Origin of the sequence: Paracoccus versutus (assembly GCF_000763885.1) — a bacterium.
Lineage (GTDB): Bacteria > Pseudomonadota > Alphaproteobacteria > Rhodobacterales > Rhodobacteraceae > Paracoccus > Paracoccus versutus.
In genome coordinates this window covers 1-18,139 of record NZ_JRKO01000008.1, presented here as the reverse complement: position 1 = coordinate 18,139, position 18,139 = coordinate 1, and the positions used below count along the sequence as shown (strand labels likewise).

16 protein-coding genes and 1 pseudogene are annotated in these 18,139 nt (G+C 68.0%); 16 read left to right on the top strand and 1 reads right to left on the bottom strand.

The annotated features are described in order from the left end of the window. Nucleotides 1-43 precede the first annotated feature (43 nt). Complete coding sequence (gene carA, locus IT40_RS04665) at nt 44-1,192, bottom strand: glutamine-hydrolyzing carbamoyl-phosphate synthase small subunit (RefSeq protein ID WP_036751278.1); 1,149 nt, start codon at nt 1,190-1,192, stop codon at nt 44-46. A gap of 168 nt (nt 1,193-1,360) precedes the next feature. On the opposite strand from carA, the gene IT40_RS04660 reads away from it, so the two are divergent. The 16 genes and pseudogenes from IT40_RS04660 to IT40_RS04585 all read left to right on the top strand — a co-directional run. After that, nucleotides 1,361-1,825, top strand: coding sequence for a GatB/YqeY domain-containing protein (locus IT40_RS04660; protein ID WP_036751277.1), 465 nt, complete (start codon nt 1,361-1,363; stop codon nt 1,823-1,825). Nucleotides 1,826-2,034: 209 nt separating this feature from the next. Further along, nucleotides 2,035-3,072: an NAD(P)-dependent alcohol dehydrogenase gene (locus tag IT40_RS04655; RefSeq protein WP_036751276.1), complete on the top strand. Its 1,038-nt coding sequence runs from the start codon at nt 2,035-2,037 to the stop codon at nt 3,070-3,072. A gap of 5 nt (nt 3,073-3,077) precedes the next feature. Continuing rightward, nucleotides 3,078-4,535 (top strand): xylulokinase, encoded by a 1,458-nt coding sequence (gene xylB, locus IT40_RS04650; protein ID WP_036751275.1) that lies wholly within the window; start codon nt 3,078-3,080, stop codon nt 4,533-4,535. Between the two features lie 250 nt (nt 4,536-4,785). Continuing rightward, nucleotides 4,786-5,670, top strand: a complete 885-nt coding sequence (locus tag IT40_RS04645) for an AraC family transcriptional regulator (RefSeq protein WP_036751272.1) — start codon at nt 4,786-4,788, stop codon at nt 5,668-5,670. Nucleotides 5,671-5,769: 99 nt separating this feature from the next. Then, nucleotides 5,770-6,675 carry an ABC transporter substrate-binding protein gene (locus IT40_RS04640; protein ID WP_036751270.1) on the top strand — a complete coding sequence of 302 codons (906 nt, stop codon included), beginning with the start codon at nt 5,770-5,772 and terminating at the stop codon, nt 6,673-6,675. A gap of 70 nt (nt 6,676-6,745) precedes the next feature. Further along, a complete protein-coding gene (locus tag IT40_RS04635; protein WP_036751268.1) occupies nt 6,746-8,245 on the top strand; it encodes a sugar ABC transporter ATP-binding protein in 1,500 nt (499 codons plus the stop codon). Next, nucleotides 8,235-9,212, top strand: a complete 978-nt coding sequence (locus IT40_RS04630) for an ABC transporter permease (protein ID WP_036751266.1) — start codon at nt 8,235-8,237, stop codon at nt 9,210-9,212. The genes IT40_RS04635 and IT40_RS04630 overlap by 11 nt, the downstream gene beginning before the upstream one ends. Nucleotides 9,213-9,248: 36 nt before the next feature. Beyond that, nucleotides 9,249-9,980: an SDR family oxidoreductase gene (locus IT40_RS04625; RefSeq protein WP_036751264.1), complete on the top strand. Its 732-nt coding sequence runs from the start codon at nt 9,249-9,251 to the stop codon at nt 9,978-9,980. Nucleotides 9,981-10,008: 28 nt separating this feature from the next. Then, nucleotides 10,009-11,631 carry an FGGY-family carbohydrate kinase gene (locus IT40_RS04620; RefSeq protein WP_036751262.1) on the top strand — a complete coding sequence of 541 codons (1,623 nt, stop codon included), beginning with the start codon at nt 10,009-10,011 and terminating at the stop codon, nt 11,629-11,631. Nucleotides 11,632-11,672: 41 nt separating this feature from the next. Continuing rightward, nucleotides 11,673-12,398, top strand: a complete 726-nt coding sequence (locus IT40_RS04615; RefSeq protein ID WP_036751260.1) for an SDR family oxidoreductase — start codon at nt 11,673-11,675, stop codon at nt 12,396-12,398. 93 nt (nt 12,399-12,491) lie between these two features. After that, entirely contained in the window at nt 12,492-13,058 is a 567-nt protein-coding gene (locus IT40_RS04610) for a DUF421 domain-containing protein (RefSeq protein WP_052095748.1), read from the top strand. Continuing rightward, a complete protein-coding gene (locus tag IT40_RS04605; protein ID WP_036751258.1) occupies nt 13,055-14,281 on the top strand; it encodes an NAD(P)/FAD-dependent oxidoreductase in 1,227 nt (408 codons plus the stop codon). Before IT40_RS04610 ends, IT40_RS04605 begins: the two co-directional genes overlap by 4 nt. Nucleotides 14,282-14,461: 180 nt before the next feature. Beyond that, nucleotides 14,462-15,565, top strand: coding sequence for an ABC transporter ATP-binding protein (locus tag IT40_RS04600; RefSeq protein ID WP_036751256.1), 1,104 nt, complete (start codon nt 14,462-14,464; stop codon nt 15,563-15,565). 32 nt (nt 15,566-15,597) lie between these two features. After that, nucleotides 15,598-16,677 (top strand): ABC transporter substrate-binding protein, encoded by a 1,080-nt coding sequence (locus IT40_RS04595; RefSeq protein WP_036751416.1) that lies wholly within the window; start codon nt 15,598-15,600, stop codon nt 16,675-16,677. A gap of 102 nt (nt 16,678-16,779) precedes the next feature. After that, on the top strand, nt 16,780-17,862 hold the full coding sequence (locus tag IT40_RS04590) for an ABC transporter substrate-binding protein (RefSeq protein ID WP_036751254.1): 1,083 nt from the start codon (nt 16,780-16,782) through the stop codon (nt 17,860-17,862). A gap of 71 nt (nt 17,863-17,933) precedes the next feature. Next, nucleotides 17,934-18,139, top strand: a pseudogene (locus IT40_RS04585) (ABC transporter permease); the annotation flags it as partial.

Below are 18,139 nucleotides of genomic sequence, written 5' to 3'. Positions count from 1 at the left end.
GAGGGTTAAGAACCGGTTAACCGCCGCCCGGCCCGCGCCCGGATCAGCCGCGCCGGCTGCGCATCGCCTCGGTGAAGCGCTCGAACAGATAGGCGCTGTCCTGCGGGCCGGGGCTGGCCTCGGGGTGGTATTGCACCGAGAAGACCGGCTTGTCGGCCACGCGCAGCCCGCAGTTCGAGCCGTCGAACAGGCTGACATGAGTCTCGATCACGCCTTGGGGCAGGGTCTGGGCATCGACGGCGAAGCCGTGGTTCATCGAGGTGATCTCGACCTTGCCGGTTTCGACGTCCTTGACCGGGTGGTTCGCGCCGTGATGGCCGTGGTTCATCTTCACGGTATGGGCGCCAAGCGCCAGCGCCAGCATCTGGTGGCCCAGGCAGATGCCAAAGATCGGCAGGTCACGGTCCAGCAGCTCCCGGATCATCGGCACGGCGTATTCGCCGGTCGCGGCCGGGTCGCCCGGTCCGTTCGACAGGAACACGCCCTCGGGCTCGTGGGCCAGCACTTCCTCGGCGGTGGCGGTGGCGGGCAGCACCGTCACCTCGGCGCCGCTTTGCGCCAGCGAGCGCAGGATGTTGCGTTTCGCGCCGTAATCGACGGCGACGACGCGGAAGGGTTTCTTTTCCTCGGACTGGCCGAAGGTGCCGGGCCAGGACCACAGCCCCTCGGTCCAGCGATAGCTTTGCCGGCAGCTGACCTCCTTGGCGAGGTCCAGGCCGACGATGCCCTTCCAGCCGCGCGCCTTGGCGACCATGGCGGCGATGTCGAAATTCCCCTCGGGGTCATGGGCCAGGACGACATGGGGCGAGCCCTGCTGGCGGATCGCGCGGGTCAGGCGGCGGGTATCGACGCCGCCGATGCCGATGCGGCCGCGGCGCGCCATCCATTCGACCAGGTCGGCGCTGGCGCGCCAGTTCGAGGGCTCGGTCGGATCCCATTTCACCACGATGCCCGAGGCGACGGGTTCGGGCGCCTCGTCGTCCTGTTCGGTCACGCCGGTATTGCCGATATGGGGGAAGGTGAAGGTCACGACCTGGCTGGCATAGGAGGGATCGGTCATGATCTCCTGATAGCCGGTCATCGCGGTGTTGAAGACCAGCTCGGCCACCACTTCCCCGACCGCGCCGAAGCCCTGGCCGTGGAACACGGTGCCGTCGGCAAGCGCAAGACATGCGGTCGGTTTCTGGGGCATCGTCACTCTCCGGGTAAATCGGCGGGAACCTAGGTAAAGGGCGCAGGCGCGTCAAGGCGGGAACGGGCGGCGCGCGGAACTTTGCGGCCGGGACGGGGTTGAGGGCACGGCTTGACTGCGGGGGCGAAGCCGGGCACCACCCGGCGGAATACATTCAGCGAGGATCACATGGGACTGCGCGAACGCATTCTGGCCGATACGAAAGAGGCGATGAAAGCCAAGGACTCGGCGCGGCTGTCCACGCTGCGCCTGATCTCGGCCGCGATCAAGGACCGCGAGATCGCCGCCCGCGGCGAAGGCGGCGACGAGGCCGGGCTGGCCGAGGCCGAGCTGACCGCGATCCTGTCCAAGATGGTCAAGCAGCGCCAGGAATCGGCCAAGGCCTATGAAGAGGGCGGCCGGCTGGAACTGGCCGAGCGCGAGCTGGACGAGATCAAGGTGATCCAGTCCTACCTGCCGCGCCAGCTGGACGCCGAGGAAACCCGCGCCGCCATCGACAAGGCCATCGCCGAACTGGGCGCCGAGTCGATCCGCGACATGGGCCGGGTCATGGCCGAGCTGCGCGCCCGCCATGCCGGGCAGATGGATTTCGGCGCCGTCGGCCCCATGGTCAAGGACCGGCTGATGAAATGACCGCCCTGATTCTTTGCGATCGGGGGTGGATCGCCTGCGCCGCCGCAGCCGGCGCATAGCTTTTCCGGCGCAGCGCTGATACAATTATTCTTCTGATGAGCAAAAGCTCGCGCCCTGCGCGGGTTTTTGTTTACATGCGCCCCGACTCGCCGCCAAAGACGCGAGTCGAGGGCGCCCGAAGGGCGGCGCGGCCATCAGGAGGACGGGCGATGAAGGCATTGGTGCTGGAAGAAAAGGGCAAGCTGTCGCTGCGGGATTTCGACATCCCCGCCACGCTGGGGCCCAGGGACGTGCGGATCAGGACGCATACGGTCGGGATCTGCGGCTCGGACGTGCATTATTATACCCATGGCAAGATCGGGCATTTCGTGGTCCGCGAGCCGATGGTGCTGGGGCACGAGGCCTCCGGCACGGTGATCGAGGCGGGGGCCGAGGTCACGCATCTGAAGCCCGGCGACCGGGTCTGCATGGAGCCGGGGATTCCCGACCCGACCTCGCGCGCCGCCAAGCTGGGGATCTACAACGTCGATCCTGCCGTGACCTTCTGGGCGACGCCGCCGGTGCATGGCTGCCTGACGCCCGAGGTCGTCCACCCCGCGGCCTTCACCTACAAGCTGCCCGGCAATGTCAGCTTCGCGGAAGGCGCGATGGTCGAGCCCTTTGCCATCGGCATGCAGGCCGCGCTGCGGGCCCGCATCCAGCCGGGCGACGTGGCGGTGGTCACGGGCGCCGGCCCCATCGGCATGATGGTGGCGCTGGCGGCGCTGGCCGGCGGTTGCGCGCGGGTGATCGTGGCCGACCTCGCCCAGCCCAAGCTGGACATCATCGGCGCCTATGACGGCATCGAGACCGTGAACATCCGCAACCGCCCGCTGGCCGAGGCGGTGGCCGAGGCGACCGACAACTGGGGCGCCGACATCGTCTTCGAATGTTCGGGCGCGGCGCCGGCGATCCTGGGCATGCACCAGCTTGCTCGTCCCGGCGGCGCCATCGTGCTGGTCGGGATGCCGGTCGATCCGGTGCCGGTGGACATCGTCGGGCTGCAGGCCAAGGAGCTGCGGGTCGAGACCGTGTTCCGCTATGCCAATGCCTATGACCGCGCCATCGCGCTGATCGCCTCGGGCAAGGTGGATCTCAAGCCGCTGATCTCGGCCTCGATCCCCTTCGCGGACAGCATCGCCGGCTTCGACCGCGCCGTCGAGGCGCGCGAGACCGACGTGAAATTGCAGATCGTCATGCCGGAGTAAGCGCCATGTATCTGGGACTGGACCTGGGCACCTCGGGCATCAAGGCGATGCTGGTGGACGAAAGCTTCGCGACCGTCGGCGTCGCCCATGCGGCCCTGACCGTCAGCCGCCCGCATCCCGGCTGGTCCGAGCAGGCGCCGGCCGACTGGATCGCCGGCGCCGAGGCGGCCATCGCCACCCTGCTGCGCGAGCATCCGGCCGCGATGGCGCGGCTGCAGGCCATCGGCCTGTCGGGGCACATGCATGGCGCCACGCTGCTGGACGGCGCGGACCATGTGCTGCGGCCCTGCATCCTGTGGAACGACGGCCGCTCGGGTCCGCAATGCGCCGAGCTGACGGCGCGCGCGGATTTCCACGGCATCGCCGGCAACCTGGTCATGGCGGGCTTTACCGCGCCGAAGCTGCTGTGGGTGGCGCAGAACGAACCCGAGATCTTTGCCCGGACCGCCAAGGTGCTGCTGCCCAAGGACTACCTGCGGCTGTGGCTGACCGGCGAGCATGTGGCCGAGATGTCGGATGCCGCCGGGACGCTGTGGCTGGACGTGGGCAAGCGCGACTGGTCGGATGCGCTGCTGGCCGCGACCGGGCTGACGCGCGCCCAGATGCCGCGGCTGGTCGAGGGCAGCGAGGTGTCCGGCCATCTGCGCGCCGAACTGGCCGAGCGCTGGGGCATCCCGTGCGTGCCGGTGGCGGGCGGCGGCGGCGACAATGCCGCCACGGCCTGCGGCATGGGGGTGATGACGCCCGGCACGGGCTTCCTGTCGCTGGGCACCTCGGGCGTGCTGTTCGCCGCGACCGAGGCTTACGCGCCGAACACCGGCGATGCGGTGCATACCTTCTGCCATGCCGTGCCGGACACCTGGCACCAGATGGGGGTGATCCTGTCTGCGACCGACAGCATGAGCTGGCTGTCCGAGATCACCGGCAAACCCGTGCCCGAGCTTGCCGGGCTGGTGGGCGCGGTGACGGCGCCCTCGCCGGTGCTGTTCCTGCCTTACCTGTCGGGCGAGCGCACGCCGCTGAACGATCCCGATGCGACCGGCGCCTTCCTGGGGCTGCGCCGCGCCACCGGGCTGGCCGACCTGGCGCAGGCGGCGATGGAGGGCGTGGCCATGGCATTCGCCGATTGCGTCCATGCGCTGCGCAAGGCCGGCACCCCCATCGAGGCCGCCTATGCGGTGGGCGGCGGCGCGCGCTCGCGCGCCTGGCTGCGAATCATGGCCTCGGCCACCGGGCTCACGCTGCTGGAGCCCGAGGACGGCGATTTCGGCGCAGCCTTCGGGGCGGCTAAGCTGGCGGCGGCCTGCGCGACGGGCGATACCTCGGACCGCATCTTTGCCAGGCCCGCCATTCGCGCCGAGGTTGTGCCCGATCCTGAACTGGCCGCAGCCTATGCGAAAAAGTATGAGGCCCATCATGCGGCTTACCCGCGGCTGCGGGATCTGACCGCTCTGGGCGCTTGATAGCGTTAACAGAGGGTTTTTCCGAAAAAGCAGGCCCATGCCGCTGCGCTGCGGCATGGGCTTTCTGCTATGCAGCATATGCCCGTCGCGGCGCCTTGTGCCCGGCTCTTCAATTCCTGCACCGATCGGTGCAAAAAAGTATCGGTATTTTTTTCGCCCTGATGTGGATCGCCGGCGGGCATGAAGCCTATGGTTCCTGAACGTCCGCGGCAGGCCCGGCAGGGTCCGCGGCGTGCAGGGAGGAAGGCGAATGCAACCCGATCTGGAGCTGGTCCACATCCGCAAGGGCGAATCCTTCGCCGCGTGGATGCATGGCTATCCGTTCCGCACGGTGCGCTGGCATTACCATCCCGAATACGAAATCCACCTGGTCGTCGCCACCTCGGGCACATTCTACATCGGCGACCATGTCGGCAGCTTCCAGCCCGGCCAGCTGATCATGACCGGGCCGAACCTGCCGCAGAATTGGATCAGCGACATCCCGCCCGGCGAGGCGGTGCCGCTGCGCTCGCTGGTGATCCAGTTCCCCGAAGCCTTCATCGAAGAGGCCAGCGCCGCCATGCCCGAGATGGAGGCGCTGCGCCCGCTCCTGGAACGCTCGCGCCGCGGCTTGCTCTTCGACGACGAGACCAGCGCCCGCGTCCGCCCGCTGATGGAGCGGCTGGTCGAGGCGCAGGGCCTGCGCCGTCTGGCGCTGTTCTGGGACATCCTGGACCTGCTGGCCCATGCACCGGAATACGAGGTGCTGGCCAGCCTCAGCTTCGAGCTGGACCTGACGCGCACCCATGACGGCGGCATCAACCGCGCGCTGTCGCATCTTCGCGAACACCTGACCGAGCAGATCGAGGAGGGCGAGCTGGCCGAGATGGTCGGGCAAAGCCAAAGCGCCTTTTCCCGCGCTTTCAAGCGCCATACCGGCACCACGCTGGTGCGCTATCGCAACCAGCTGCGCATCGACCTGGCCTGCCAGATGCTGCTGACCGATCCCGACGTCAAGGTGGCCGAAATCTGCTACGAGGTCGGGTTTTCGAACCTGTCGAACTTCAACCGGCATTTCCTGAAGCTCAAGGGAATGTCGCCCTCGCAGTTCCGCGCGACTTTCGCGGCCCAGAAGGCGCTGGTCATGGCGGACTGACAAGGACCGAAATCGCCAATTTCACCAATTCGGGCGGCGCGGCGCCGCCCGGAGACGCGCAGGCCATGCCTGCTTTCATCCAGATGGGAGGGAACCCAGATGAAAACGAAACTGCTCACCGCCTCGGCCGCGCTTGCGCTCATGGCGGCCCCGGCGCTGGCCCAGGACAAGCTGAAGATCGGCATGACCTTCCAGGAGCTGAACAACCCCTATTTCGTGTCCATGCAGGAGGCGCTGAACGAGGCCGCCGCCAGCCTGGGCGCCGATGTCGTCGTCACCGACGCCGGCCATGACGTGGCCAAGCAGATCTCGGATGTCGAGGACATGCTGCAGCAGAACATCGACATCCTGCTGCTGAATCCGACCGACAGCGCTGGGATCGAGGCCGCCGTCCACGCCGCCAAGGCCGCGGGCGTGACCGTGGTCGCGGTCGATGCGAACGCGAACGGTCCGGTCGATACCTTCGTCGGCTCCAAGAACCGGGACGCGGGCTACATGTCCTGCAAGTATCTGGGCGAGGCGCTGGAGGGCAAGGGCGAGGTCGCGATCCTGGACGGCATCCCGGTGGTGCCGATCCTGCAGCGCGTCGAGGGCTGCAAGGCCGCGCTGGAGGAGTTCCCGGAAATCACCCTGGTCGATACCCAGAACGGCCGGCAGGACCGCTCGGTCGCCCTGGGCGTGGTCGAGAACATGATCCAGTCCAAGCCGAACCTGGCCGGCATCTTCTCGGTCAACGACGGCGGCGCCATGGGCGCGCTGGCGGCGATCCAGGGCTCGGGCAAGGACATCAAGCTGACGTCGGTCGACGGCGCACCCGAGGCGGTCCAGGCCATCGCCGCAGGCGGCCCCTTCATCGAGACCACCGCGCAATTCCCGCGCGACCAGGTCCGGGTGGGCCTGGCCATGGCGCTGGCGCAGAAATGGGGCGCCCGCGTGGTGCCGAAGGAAGTGCCGATCGACGTCATGGTCGTTGACGCCGAGAACGCTGCCGAGTTCAGCTGGTAAGGGTTCCTCCCCGCTCCCGTCCCCGCATGCCGCGGGGGCGGGACATTTCCCAGCCATTCAGGAGGGCATCATGCTGGAACTGAAGGGAATCCGAAAAAGCTTCGGCAAGATCGAAGTCCTGCACGGCGTCGACATGGAGGTCCGCGCCGGCGAGGTGCATGCGCTTCTGGGCGAGAACGGCGCCGGCAAGTCCACGCTGATGAAGATCCTGTGCGGCATCATCCAGCCCAGCGAGGGCACGATCCGCATCGAGGGGACCGAGCGCCACTTTGCCGATTACGACCAGGCCATCGCCGCGGGCGTGGGCATCGTGTTCCAGGAGTTCAGCCTGATCCCCTATCTCGACGCGGTCGAGAACATGTTCCTGGCGCGCGAGATCCGCGGACGCTTCGGCACGCTGGACCGCAAGGCGATGCGCGCCCGCGCCGCCGAGATCATGCGCCAGCTGGCCGTCGACGTGGCCCTGGACGTGCCGGTGCATCGCTTGTCCGTCGCCGAGCAGCAATTCGTCGAGATCGCCAAGGCGCTGTCCCTGAACGCCCGCATCCTGGTGCTGGACGAGCCGACCGCGACCCTGACCCCCTCCGAGGTCGAGCACCTGTTCAAGGTCATGCGCGAGCTGCGCCGGCAGGGCGTGGCGATCATCTTCATCTCGCATCACCTGGAAGAGATCTTCGAGATCTGCGACCGCATCACCGTGCTGCGCGACGGCGAGTTCATCGCCTCCTGCGCGGTCCCGGACGTGGACAACGACCGGCTGGTCGAGATGATGGTCGGCCGCCGGATCGAGAACAACTTCCCGCCCAAGCCGGCCCCCTCGACCGCCTCCGTTGTCGTCGAGGTCGAGGAGGTGCAGCTGAAGAAGGGCGGCCCCGTCTCACGCTTTTCGCTGCGCAAGGGCGAGATCCTGGGCTTTGCCGGGCTGGTCGGCTCGGGCCGCACGGAGACCGTGCTGGCCATGCTGGGCGCATATCCGGCGGCGCGCTGCAAGGTGAAGGTGGACGGGGTCGAGAAACGCTTTCGCGGCCCCGACGAGGGGCTGGCGCATGGCATCGGCCTGCTGCCCGAAAGCCGCAAGGAACAGGGGCTGATCACCAGCTTCTCGATCCTGCAGAACGTCTCGCTAAACAATTACGGCAAGTATCGCAAGAACCACTGGTTCATCGACCTGAAAAAGGAACTGGCCGCGACCGAGACCGCCATGGCGCAGGTCCGCGTCAAGGCGCAGGGGCCGCATGCCCGCGTCGATACGCTGTCGGGCGGCAACCAGCAGAAGGTCGTCATCGCCCGCTGGCTGAACCACGACATGCAGGTGCTGATCTTCGACGAGCCGACGCGCGGCATCGACGTGGGCGCCAAGGCGGAAATCTATGCGCTGATGCGCGAATTCACCGCCAAGGGCGGCGCCATCATCATGATCTCGTCCGAACTGCCCGAGGTGATCGGCATGTCCGACCGGGTCTGCGTGTTCCGCTCGGGCGGGATCGTGGCCACGGTCGAGGGCGACCAGATCGATTCCGAAACCATCATGACCCATGCCACGACCGGGAGAGTTGAACATGTCGCATGACGCAAACACCGGCTCGGCCGGGAAAACCGGAGGCTTCTCGCTTGGCCGCCTGCTGCATTCGCCGCTGGCGCTGCCGCTGATCGGGCTGATCACCGTCTCGGTGCTGATGGGGCTGGCGAGCGACAATTTCTTCAGCCTGAACAACATCATGAACGTGCTGCGCCAGGTGTCGGTCGTCGGCATCCTCGCCGTCGGCATGAGTTTCGTCATCCTGACCGGCGGGATCGATTTGTCAGTCGGGGCGGTCATGGCGCTGGTCGGCACGCTGAGCGCGGGGATGATGGTCAACATGGGCCTGCCCGCGCCGGTGGCGCTGCTGGTCGGGCTGCTGATCGGCCTGGGCATCGGGCTGGCCAACGGCGTGCTGGTCGCCTGGGGCCGGATGCCGGCGATCATCGTGACGCTGGCCACCATGGGCATGGCGCGCGGCCTGGGGCTGATCTATTCCGGCGGCTATCCGATCAGCGGCATTCCCAGCTGGATTTCCTGGTTCGGGGTCGGGCGCGTCGGCGTGGTGCCGGTCCCGGTCATCGTCATGGTGCTGATCTATGCCGTGGCCTGGGTGCTCTTGCAGCGCACCGCCTTCGGCCGCCATGTCTATGCGCTGGGCGGCAACGAGACCGCCGCGCGGCTTTCGGGTGTCAAGACCCAGCGGGTGAAGCTGGCGGTCTACGGCATCTCGGGCCTGACCTCGGCCTTGGCCGCGGTGATCCTGACCGGGCGGCTGATGAGCGGCCAGCCCAATGCCGGCCAGGGCTTCGAGCTTGACGCCATCGCCGCCGTGGTGCTGGGCGGCACCGCGATCTCGGGCGGGCGGGGCCTGATCCTGGGCACGCTGATCGGCGCGGTGCTGCTGGGCATCCTGAACAACGGCCTGAACCTGATGGGCATCAACCCCTACCTGCAGGACGTCATCAAGGGCGCGATCATCCTGCTGGCCATCTATATCGGGCGCGAATGGCGCTGAGCCCCGCCCGCATCATTCTGAAGACAGGAGAACGGAATGTCTGAATCGCTGGACGGCAAGATCGCCGTCATCACCGGCGCGGCCTCGGGGATCGGGCTCGCCACCGCCGAGCGGCTGCTTGCCCGCGGCGCCACCGTGGTCATGGTGGACTGGAACCAGGCGGCGCTGGCCGAACTGGCCGCCAAGCTGGGCGACAAGGCGATCCCGCAGGTGACGAACCTGCTTGACGCGGACAGCTGCAACGCCATGATCCCCGAGATCCTGGCCAAGACCGGCCATATCGACATCCTCTATTGCAACGCCGGCACCTATATCGGCGGCGACCTGACCGAGACGACGCCCGAGGCCATCGACCGGATGCTGAACCTCAACGTCAACGCGGTGATGAAGAACGTCCATGCCGTGGTGCCGCACATGAGCGAGCGCAAGACCGGCGACATCGTCGTCACCTGTTCGATCGCCGGCCATTTCCCGACCTATTGGGAGCCGGTCTATTCCGGCTCGAAATGGGCGATCACCAGCTTTGTCCAGGGCATGCGCCGGCAGATGATCCCGCATGGCGTGCGCGTCATGCAGGTCTCGCCCGGCCCGGTGGTCTCGGCGTTGCTGGCCGACTGGCCCGAGGAGAACCTGCGCAAGGCCAAGGAAAGCGGCAGCCTGATCGACGCGGAAGAGGTCGCGGATGCGGTCGAATACATGCTGACCCGCAAGCGCACCGTCACCATCCGCGACATGCTGGTGCTGCCGACCAATTTCGACCGCGTCTGACGCCCGGCACCCGGAACGGAGTAGCGCCATGGACCAGTATCTGATCGGCATCGACGTGGGCACCGGCTCGGCCCGTGCCGGGGTCTTCGACCGCGCAGGCCGCCTGCTTGCCACGGCCAAGCGCCCCATCGCGATGCACCGCGAGCGCGGGGTGATCGCCGAGCAGTCCAGCGAGCAGGTCTGGCGCGCGGTCTGCGACTCCGTCCGGGAATGCGTGACCCGCGCCGGGATCGACCCGGCGCGCGTCACGGGCATCGGCTTCGATGCCACCTGCTCCCTTGTCGTCCGCGGGGCGGGGGATGCGACGCTGCCGGTGGGCGATCCCGCCCACCCCGAGCGTGACATCATCGTCTGGATGGATCACCGCGCCGTCGAGCAGGCCGAGCGCATCAATGCGCTGGGCCACGACGTGCTGGCCTATGTCGGCACCCGCATCTCGCCCGAGATGGAGACGCCGAAGCTTCTGTGGCTGCGCGAGAACCGGCCCGAGGTCTATGCGGCGGCGGCGCATTTCTTCGACCTGACCGACTTCCTGACCTGGAAGGCGACCGGCGCGCTGGAGCGCTCCGCCTGCACCGTGACCTGCAAATGGACCTATCTGGCGCATGAGGGGCGCTGGGACGCGGGCTATTTCCGCCAGATCGGCCTGGGCGATCTGGCCGACGACGGTTTCGCCCGCATCGGCGCCCGCGTCGTCGATCCCGGCACGGCGCTGGGGCAGGGGCTGACCCCGGCCGCGGCCGAGGCGATGGGCCTGCGTCCCGGCACCGCGGTCGCGGCCGGGCTGATCGACGCCCATGCCGGCGGCGTCGGCACGGTGGCGGCGGGGGGCGATGCGACGGCTTGCCTGGGCTATGTCTTCGGCACCTCCTCCTGCACCATGACCACGACGCGCGAGCCGGCCTTCGTGCCGGGCGTCTGGGGGCCCTATTACTCGGCCATGGTGCCCGGCATGTGGCTGAACGAGGGCGGCCAGTCCGCCGCCGGCGCCGCCATCGACCAGCTGGTGCAGCTGCATCCCGCCACGGCCGAGGCGACGGCGCTGGCCGAGGCGGCGGGCAAGTCGCTGCCGCAATGGCTGGCCGACCGGGCGCTGGAACTGGCGGGCGATGCCAGCGCCGCCCTGCGGCTGGCCGACGAGTTGCATGTGGTGCCCGAGTTCCTGGGCAACCGCGCGCCCTTTGCCGATCCCCATGCTCGCGCCGTCATCATGGGGCAGGGGATGGAGACGGGGCCGGATTCGCTGGTCGCGCTTTATGTCGCCGGGATCTGCGGCCTGGGCTATGGCCTGCGCCAGATCATCGAGACCCAAGGCCAGCATGGCGCCCCGGTTCAGACGATCAGCGTCAGCGGCGGCGCCGGCGCGCATCCGCTGACCCGGCAGCTGCTGGCGGATGCGACGGGGCTGCCGGTCGAGGTGACGGAATGCCCCGAGCCGGTGCTGCTGGGCTCGGCCATGCTGGGCGCGGTGGCGGCGGGGGTGTTCCCCGACCTGCACACCGCCATGCCCGCCATGTCGCGCATCGCCACGCGCTGCGCCCCCGATCCCGCCAGCCGCGCGCGGCAGGACGCGCGCCATGCCGCCTTCCTGGCGCTGCAATCCACGGCGCGGCAGATCCGCGCCGCCATGGCGGCCTTGCCGCAAAACTGAACACGGGCGGCCCTGCCGCCGAACTGGACATGCGAGGAACCATGCAATTCTCGGGCAAGACCGTCATCATCACCGGCGCGGGCAAAGGGATCGGCCGCGCCTGCGCGCGTCTCATGGCCGGGCGCGGGGCCGAGGTCGTGGCGCTGAGCCGCACCCAATCCGACCTCGACAGCCTCGCGGCCGAGATCGGCGCGCGCGGCATCCGCGTCGACCTGGCCGACCCGGCCGCCACCCGCGCCGCCATGGCGCAGGCGGGGACCGCCGACTACCTGATCAACAGCGCCGGCATCAACGTGCTGGAAAGCGTGCTCGACATGACCGAGGCCGGCTATGAGGCGGTCCTGGGCATCAACCTGCGCGCGGCGCTGATCTGCTGCCAGGAATTCGCCCGCGCCCGCGTGGCGGCGGGCGGCGGCGGCGCCATCGTCAACATCACCTCGATCGCCGGTCATCGCGGCTTCCAGGACCACCTGTGCTATGCCGCCTCGAAGGCCGGGCTCGAGGGCGCGACCCGCGTGCTGGCCAAGGAACTGGGCCCGCACGGCATCCGCGTGAACGCGGTCGCGCCCACCATCACCCTGACCGAACTGGCGGCCGAGGCCTGGTCGGACCCGGCGAAAAGCCAGCCGATGATGGTGCGCCACCCGCTGAACCGCTTTGCCGAGGCCGAGGAGGTCGCGCAAAGCATCGCGCTGCTGCTTTCGGACGACAGCCGCATGGTCTCGGGCGCGGTGCTGCCGGTGGATGGCGGCTTCCTGGCCGTCTAGGTTTTCCGGCGCCGGTGTTCGGGGCGTGGAACCGGCGCCCCGGATCGCGGCTTGTCCCTTGGCGCAAACCGGCGCGGGCAGGGGACGGCGGCCATGCTTGACGAACTTCACCGCATCTTCCTGGGCGATCAGGATCTGTCCTTCGCCTGGGAAGTCTTTCTTCGCACCGTCATCATCTATTTCTACACGCTGGCGTTGATGCGCTGGCTGGGCGGGCGCACGGTGGCGCAGCTTTCCATCGTCGAGTTCCTGCTGGTCATCGCCATCGGCTCGGCGGTGGGCGATTCGTTGTTCTATCCCGACGTGCCGATGCTGCCGGCGATGTTCGCCATCTTCCTGGTCGCCGCCTTCAACAAGCTGGTGGACGAGGCGATCCTGTCCTCGGACCTGCTGTCGCGGATCTTCGAGGGCAGGCCGCGCATCGTCGTCACCGAGGGCCGCGTCCACCAAGACCGCCTGCGCCGGCAGGGCATCGGCATCGGCGAGTTGCACGCCAAGCTGCGCGAAAAGGGCGTGGCCGACCTGGCCGACGTCAAGTTCGCCATTCTCGAGGCCGACGGTGCGCTTTCGGTGCTCAGGCGGGACCGGGACGGCACGGCGGGGCTTTACCAGCCGCCCGCGATCCCGCAGCGGGAAATGGCCTGGGCGGGCAAGGAATGACCGGGCCCCGGCGCACCATCCAGCGGCGGCTGCGCACGGCGCATCCCTTCTGGGCCGAGACGCCGCATATCTCGGTCGCGCATCGGGCAGAGCCCTCGCAGCCGCGCTGGGACGTGGTGATCGTCGGCACCGGCATTTCCGCGGCCCTGCTGGCCGAGCGGCTGACGCGGCGCAAGCGGCGGGTGCTGCTGGTGGACCGGCGCCAGCCGGTGCGGGGTTCGTCGCTTGCCTCGACGGCGATGATCCAGCACGAGATCGACGTGCCGCTGAGCCGGCTGGCGCGCCAGATCGGCCCCGACAAGGCGGCGCGGGCCTGGCTGCGCTCGGTCAAGGCGGTCGAGGAACTGCTGCGGCTGTCGCGCCGGCTGCGGCTCGACTGCCAGATGCAGCGCAAGCGGGCGCTTTACCTGGCCGGCGACGAGATGGGCTTTCGCGCGCTGGAGGCCGAGGCGGCGCTGCGCCGCGAAACCGGCATCGCGGCCGAGTTCCTTTCGCGCCGGCGCCTGCTCGAGGCATACGGCATCGACCGCACGGGGGCCATCCGCTCTACCGCCTCGGCCTCGGCCAATCCGGCGCAGCTGACGGCCGGGCTGCTGCGGCTGGCGCAGGAACGCGGGGCCGAGATCGTCTCGCCCTTCGAGGTCGCGGATTTCGCGGAACTGGCGGACGGGGTGGCGCTGGCATCCTCGGCCGGGCGGGTGGTGGTGGCGGGCCATGCGGTGTTCTGCACCGGCTACGAATTCCTGCCGCAGCTTGCCTCGGCGCATCACCGCATCATCTCGACCTGGGCCGTCGCCTCGGCCGAAGGGGTGCGCCATCCGGCCTGGCTCGACGACTGTCTGGTCTGGGAGGCGGCCGATCCCTACCTGTATTTCCGCACCACGCCCGGCGGCCGGATCATCGCCGGCGGCGAGGACGAGGCAAGCCCCGATGCCTACGAGGATGCCGGCAAGCTGCGCCGCAACGCCGGCGAGATCGCCCGCAAGCTGCGCGAGACCTGCGGCATCCGCATCGGCCGCCCGGCCTATCGCTGGGCCGCGGCCTTCGGCGACAGCGACGATGGGCTGCCGATCGTCGATGCGGTGCCGGGCTGCCGGCGCTGTCATACGGTGATGGGTTTTGGCGGCAACGGCATCACCTATTCCGTCATCGCCGCCGAACTGACCGCGCGCCGGATCGACGGCCGCGCCGATCCCGACGCCGATCTCTATCGCTTTCGCTGAGCCCGGCCATGTCGCTGTCAACCCGAATCTGCCCGGCGAAAGGGCAATGACGCAATGTGACACCAACTTCGTCGCCTGCGTCCTTCCGGCCGGCTGCACAAGTGAGTTGCATTCCCCGACAAGCGCCGATTACTGTTGGCTGGCGGAACGAAGAACCAATAGAAACAGGGAGCCCGCATCGTGACAGCAGACCCCGGCAACGACGCTTTCGTTGTCTTCGATCACGTCCAGAAAAGCTATGACGGGCAATCGCTTGTCGTCAAAGATCTGAACCTGACCATCGGCAAGGGCGAGTTCCTGACCATGCTCGGCCCCTCCGGCTCGGGCAAGACCACCTGCCTGATGATGCTGGCCGGATTCGAGACGGCGACCCATGGCGAGATCCGGCTGGACGGCCGCAACATCAACGACGTGCCGCCCCATCGGCGCGGCATCGGCATGGTGTTCCAGAACTACGCGCTTTTCCCGCATATGAGCGTGGGCGAGAACCTGTCCTTTCCGCTGGAAGTGCGCGGCATGGGCAAGGACGAGCGCGAAAGCCGCATCACCCGCGCCCTCGACATGGTGCAGATGGGCCAGTTCAAGAACCGCCGCCCGGCGCAGCTTTCCGGCGGCCAGCAGCAGCGCATCGCGCTGGCCCGCGCCTTGGTGTTCGATCCCAAGCTGGTGCTGATGGACGAGCCGCTGGGCGCGCTCGACAAGCAGCTGCGCGAGCATATGCAGTTCGAGATCAAGGCATTGCACGACCGGCTCGGCATCACCGTGGTCTATGTGACCCACGACCAGGGCGAGGCGCTGACCATGTCGGACCGCATCGCCGTGTTCAACGACGGCCGCATCCAGCAGCTCGCGCCGCCCCCGGTGCTTTACGAGCAGCCCGAGAACAGCTTCGTCGCCGGCTTCATCGGCGAGAACAACGCCCTGCGCGGCACCATCGAGCAGCTGCAGGGCGACAAGGCGTTGGTGCGGCTGGACAATGGCGAGCTGATCGACGCCACCGCCGTCAACATCCGCGAAAGCGGCCAGGTCACGACGGTCTCGATCCGGCCCGAGCGGGTCGAGTTCAAGCCCGAGCTGATGCCGGCCGGTGCCCATACCATCGAGGCGCAGGTGCGCGACGTGATCTACATGGGCGACATCCTGCGGGCGCGGCTGCATGTCGCCGGGCAGGACGATTTCGTGATGAAATACCGCAACACGCTGGGGCAGGTGAAGCTGTCGCCCGGCCAGACGATACGGATCGGCTGGCATCCCGAGGATGCCCGCGCCCTCGATCCGGTGTGAACGTGCATTACGCAAGGAACCAGGGAGTTATGATGAAACGCACGCTGATACTGACCTCTGCGCTGGTCGTCGTCGCGGCTGCGGCCCAGGCACAGGACCAGCAGGTCAACCTGCTGTCCTGGGGCGGGGCCTATGGCATGAGCCATGTCGAGGCCTATGCCAAGCCCTTCGAGGCCCAGACCGGCAAGAAGGTCGTGGTTTCGGATGCCGACAACCCCGCGACGCCGGTCAAGGCCCAGGTCGAGGCGGGCAATGTCTCGATCGACGTGGCCTCGGTCGAATATGCCGATGCCGTGCGGCTTTGCGACGAGGGGCTGCTGGAAGTGATCGACCCGGCGATCCTGACCCCCGCCGCCGACGGCACCCCGGCCGCCGACGATTTCATCGAGGGCGCGATCACCGAATGCTTCGTGGGCACGGACGTCTATTCGATGATCCTGGCCTATGACGACGGCAAGTTCCCCGATGCCAAGCCCGCCGGCGCGGCCGATTTCTTCGACACGGCCAAGTTCCCCGGCAAGCGCACCATGCGCAAGGGCGCCAAGTTCAACCTGGAATTCGCGCTGATGGCCGATGGCGTCGCGCCCGACCAGGTCTATGAGGTGCTGGGCACCCCCGAGGGCGTGGACCAGGCCTTCGCCAAGCTCGACACGATCAAGAACGACGTGATCTGGTGGGAAGCCGGCGCGCAGCCGCCGCAGCTTCTGGCCGATGGCGAGGTGTCGATGGCCTTTGCCTTCAACGGCCGGATCTTCAACGCCGCCCAGCAGGAGGGCAAGCCCTTCAAGATCGTCTGGGACGGCCAGATCTACGAGATGGAGGGCTGGGTGATGCCGAAGGGCGCCCCGAACCCCGAGGCCGCCAGGGAGTTCATCGCCTTCTCGACCGCGCCCGAGCAGCAGGCCCGCGCCGCCGAGTTCATCAGCTACGGCCCGCCGCGCGTCTCGGCCGCCGCCCTGGTCGGCAATATCGAGGGCACCGACGTGCCGATGGGCCCGAACCTGCCCACCTATGCCGAGAACCTGGAAAACGCGCTGGCCTCGAACCTGGACTTCTGGGTCGACCACGACGCCGAGTTGCAGGAACGCTTCAACGCCTGGCTGGCGAACTGACATGCAAGGAGGCCCGCGGCGGGACAGACCCGCCGCGGCCACCCGGCAAGCCCGAACGGGCAAAGAGCGGCCAAAGAGCCGCAAAACCAACGGGAGTAGAACATGAAAACCACATTGATCCTGACCTCGGCGCTGTGCAGCCTTGGCCTTGCGGCGCAGGCCCAGAACAAGGAGGTCAACGTCGTCTCCTGGGGCGGCGCCTATGAGCGTTCGCAGGTCGAGGCCTATAACATCCCCTTCGCCGAGCAGACCGGCATCAAGGTGAACATGCTGGCCGCCGACAACCCGGCCACGCCGCTGAAGGCGCAGGTCGAGGCGGGCAACATTACCGGCGACGTGTTCGACATCGAGGTCTCGGACGCGATCCGGCTTTGCGACGAGGGCGCGCTGGTCGAGATCGACCCCGCCATCCTGCCGCCCGCCCCCGACGGCACCCCCGCGACCGAGGATTTCATCCCCGGCGCGCTTCAGGAATGCGCGGTGGCGAACATCTTCTGGGGCACGGTCATCGCCTTCGACAGCACGAAATTCGACGGCGAGAAACCCTCGACCGCGGCGGATTTCTTCGACACCGCCAAGTTCCCCGGCAAGCGCGGCCTGCCCAAGAACCCCAAGCGCACCCTGTATCTGGCGCTGATCGCCGATGGCGTGGCGCCCGACCAGATCTATGAGGTGCTGGGCACGCCCGAGGGCGTGGACCAGGCCTTTGCCAAGCTCGACACCATCAAGGGCGACGTGGTCTGGTGGGAGGCCGGCGCCCAGCCGGTGCAGCTGCTGGCCGATGGCGAGGTGGTGATGGCCACCGGCTATAACGGCCGCTTCTTCGACGCCATGGTCGGCGAGGGCAAGCCCTTCGAGATCATCTGGGACGGGCAATACATGGACATGGACATGTTCGCCATTCCCAAGGGCTCGCCCAACCCCGAGGCGGCGCTGGAATACCTGAAATTCGCCACCGCGACCGAGCAGCTGGCCAACCAGGCGAAATACATCGCCTATGGCCCGTCGCGGAAAAGCTCGGCGGCGCTGGTCGGGCTGTTCCAGGACGGCAAGACCGAGATGGCGCCGCACATGCCCACCAGCGAAGAGCATATGAAGACCGCCGTCATGGACGACCCGGAGTTCTGGGCCGACCATTCCGCCGAACTGGCCGAGCGTTTCAACGGCTGGCTGGCCGCCAACTGACCTGCGCAATGCCGCGGCCCGGACCGTCCGGGCCGCGGCTTCGACCCCGGATTGCCCGACAAAGGACCAAGATGGCCAAAGCCCTCGACCCCCATGCCGCCATCGTGACCGAGGCCGGCGGCCTTGACCAAGGCGGCACGCTGAGAACCGCGGACGGTCGTCCGTTGAAGTCTGCGCTTGCGCGGAGTTCGCGTCGTGCGCGTCGGCGGGCGTTCCTGCTGGTGCTGCCGCTCCTGCTGTTCATCCTGATCACCTTCGTGGTGCCGATCGGGCAGAT

What these genes read in the sequence shown, in the direction of transcription:
- carA (WP_036751278.1), bottom strand. Translation starts at nt 1,192, where the DNA reads ATGCCCCAGAAACCGACCGCATGTCTTGCGCTTGCCGACGGCACCGTG.
- IT40_RS04660 (WP_036751277.1), top strand. Translation starts at nt 1,361, where the DNA reads ATGGGACTGCGCGAACGCATTCTGGCCGATACGAAAGAGGCGATGAAA.
- IT40_RS04655 (WP_036751276.1), top strand. Translation starts at nt 2,035, where the DNA reads ATGAAGGCATTGGTGCTGGAAGAAAAGGGCAAGCTGTCGCTGCGGGAT.
- xylB (WP_036751275.1), top strand. Translation starts at nt 3,078, where the DNA reads ATGTATCTGGGACTGGACCTGGGCACCTCGGGCATCAAGGCGATGCTG.
- IT40_RS04645 (WP_036751272.1), top strand. Translation starts at nt 4,786, where the DNA reads ATGCAACCCGATCTGGAGCTGGTCCACATCCGCAAGGGCGAATCCTTC.
- IT40_RS04640 (WP_036751270.1), top strand. Translation starts at nt 5,770, where the DNA reads ATGAAAACGAAACTGCTCACCGCCTCGGCCGCGCTTGCGCTCATGGCG.
- IT40_RS04635 (WP_036751268.1), top strand. Translation starts at nt 6,746, where the DNA reads ATGCTGGAACTGAAGGGAATCCGAAAAAGCTTCGGCAAGATCGAAGTC.
- IT40_RS04630 (WP_036751266.1), top strand. Translation starts at nt 8,235, where the DNA reads ATGTCGCATGACGCAAACACCGGCTCGGCCGGGAAAACCGGAGGCTTC.
- IT40_RS04625 (WP_036751264.1), top strand. Translation starts at nt 9,249, where the DNA reads ATGTCTGAATCGCTGGACGGCAAGATCGCCGTCATCACCGGCGCGGCC.
- IT40_RS04620 (WP_036751262.1), top strand. Translation starts at nt 10,009, where the DNA reads ATGGACCAGTATCTGATCGGCATCGACGTGGGCACCGGCTCGGCCCGT.
- IT40_RS04615 (WP_036751260.1), top strand. Translation starts at nt 11,673, where the DNA reads ATGCAATTCTCGGGCAAGACCGTCATCATCACCGGCGCGGGCAAAGGG.
- IT40_RS04610 (WP_052095748.1), top strand. Translation starts at nt 12,492, where the DNA reads ATGCTTGACGAACTTCACCGCATCTTCCTGGGCGATCAGGATCTGTCC.
- IT40_RS04605 (WP_036751258.1), top strand. Translation starts at nt 13,055, where the DNA reads ATGACCGGGCCCCGGCGCACCATCCAGCGGCGGCTGCGCACGGCGCAT.
- IT40_RS04595 (WP_036751416.1), top strand. Translation starts at nt 15,598, where the DNA reads ATGAAACGCACGCTGATACTGACCTCTGCGCTGGTCGTCGTCGCGGCT.
- IT40_RS04590 (WP_036751254.1), top strand. Translation starts at nt 16,780, where the DNA reads ATGAAAACCACATTGATCCTGACCTCGGCGCTGTGCAGCCTTGGCCTT.